This is a genomic window from Bacteroides rodentium JCM 16496, assembly GCF_000614125.1.
Classification (GTDB): Bacteria; Bacteroidota; Bacteroidia; order Bacteroidales; family Bacteroidaceae; genus Bacteroides; species Bacteroides rodentium.
In genome coordinates this window covers 1-2,110 of the sequence record NZ_BAKJ01000124.1, presented here as the reverse complement: position 1 = coordinate 2,110, position 2,110 = coordinate 1, and the positions used below count along the sequence as shown (strand labels likewise).

General features: G+C 38.3%; 2 protein-coding genes. Both read right to left on the bottom strand.

Going from position 1 to position 2,110, the window contains the following annotated elements:
- Positions 1 to 263: 263 nt before the first annotated feature.
- Complete coding sequence (locus JCM16496_RS20940) at positions 264 to 848, bottom strand: hypothetical protein (RefSeq protein WP_128809794.1); 585 nt, start codon at positions 846 to 848, stop codon at positions 264 to 266.
- A gap of 26 nt (positions 849 to 874) precedes the next feature.
- Positions 875 to 2,110, bottom strand: a 1,236-nt coding sequence (locus JCM16496_RS20935) for an RHS repeat-associated core domain-containing protein (RefSeq protein ID WP_025836415.1), incomplete at its 5' end; no start/stop codon positions are given.

Below are 2,110 nucleotides of genomic sequence, written 5' to 3'. Positions count from 1 at the left end.
TTGAATTTCTGTGATTCCTTTATTCAAATCTTTCGTTAAGTAAGTTCCGGCAGAAGTCTACCCGTAGCGTTGCAGGCCCTTGATGTTGCCGTTCTTGTCATAGCCCGTCACGTTTTCGCTGAAACTGTTCGCATTCATGTTGATACTTGCTGTTTCGCCATAGGTTGCGTTCAGCAGACGACCCTCTTTGTAAAGTAATAAAATGATATTCCCTGCTTACACCCAATTGAAGTGTGAGCAGGGAATCATTTTTGTTTATCGAATCAGGGGTTCAAAGTAGGACAACGACCATATTGTATATTAACTAAAGATTCATTCTTATATCCATACCACCAATACATGTCTCTATCACCTCGGTCATGGATAGCAGATTGCCATTTTTTAGGATCAATGCATCTAACAATAACAACTTCTGATGTTTTTTTTAAGTAAGTGTCATCATAAAGTTCCGTAATATAATAATTGTATCCTTGATAATGAAATACACCTACGGAGCGTTTAAAATTATAGGACTTAGGATATAATACAGAGATGCAGACCTCAGGACTTTCCAATTTGGGATATCCCCCGAGTTCCTTTGAATAAGACATCAACTCTCCATAAACACCAAAAGAAAATGCTATTTCATCTTTTAATTCCTGATACTCAGAACATTCTTCCGCTTTAGTTATTATGGAGTCTAAAATCGGATACCACAATTTGTCAATTTCATACACATTCAATTCTTTGGTAATATAATCTTTCTCTTTGTACGGTTTAAACTTTATGACAGTGACATCTCCCGAGCGACATCCTATGAACAAGGATATCGCAAATAAAACTAAAGTATAAATCATTCCTTTTCTCATAACATTGGAAATTATTGTTCAACTGCTTAATACGGATAATACTTTCCTGCATTTAAAATTCTAAAGGTCGCATTAGGAAAGCGTTTTCTTATATTTTCAGCATCATCTTTATCTCCCTCAGAAGCTTTTGCTCCCGGTGCAGGATGAATATGGTCTGCCCTGATAATCTGAAAACCTCTCCGAATATATTTATTCACCTGGAAGCTACCCACTTTGATAGTGTTCACGTCATGACTTGTTGACAACAGATTTATGAGATTTCCTTGCATATCTTTCATTAACGTATTTCCCCATTCAACATTCGTATTCTTGTCCATGAAATTCATTAGAGACAAAGCCTCTTTGTCGCTTTTCACCTCATAAGAATGGTTGGCATATTCCCCAATCTTATGCCCTTCGGGGTCATTGATTGGCCCACTTATTGTTTTATCAGACATATTCTTGCTTCCTGCTTGCTCATTAAGGATTCCTTTACTGATTTTTATTCCGGTCTTATCTCCTGAAGTATCATAATCCTTTCGAGTTTGAGAAGAATATTTTGATTTGTTATATATCACATCATATTTATCTCCACCTTCATTATTGACTTTTTGAATATAACCTTTTTCATCAATAGTAAAACCGGTATAAAACATACCCGTAGGATCTATGTATTTAATCGGATTATTCCCACAATACCCATACTGGCTTATTGAATAATATTTCTCCGCCAGCGGGTCCACCGTCACAAAACATCCCAACGCCGCATCATACATACGGGCACCGTAATCATACCAGTTCAGCCCTTTCTTCGCATCAAGTTCCTTGCCATTGTATTTGTAAGGCTGCACGTTGTTGGTACTTGCAAATACTCCGCCCAAAGGATAGTAGTGGTTCGTCTCCTCCACCGCCCCGCTCTGGTTGATGACTACACGGTTGTTCCCCTGATGGTCCTTCAGGTAATAATGATACTTCTTGTCATTCAAAGTAACATAACCCGCTTCCGTCAACAACAGTTTTTGTAGTCCATTCTCATAGATCACGTTTCCGCAATAGTCCGTTGTGGTGGTAGCTGCTCCTATCTTATGCACGGTTTTCAGCTTTGTACCATCGGCCGCGTAAGTATAAGTAACCGTGCTACCGTCACTGAACGTTACTGCACTAGGCAAATTTAAACAATTATACGACATATTGCTAATTCCCTTGTTTAAATCTTTAGTTAAATTACCATTGGCATCGTAAGCATACTCATTGGCTTGCTTCACGGCATCCTTGAACTCAAA

What these genes read in the sequence shown, in the direction of transcription:
- JCM16496_RS20940 (WP_128809794.1), bottom strand. Translation starts at nt 848, where the DNA reads ATGAGAAAAGGAATGATTTATACTTTAGTTTTATTTGCGATATCCTTG.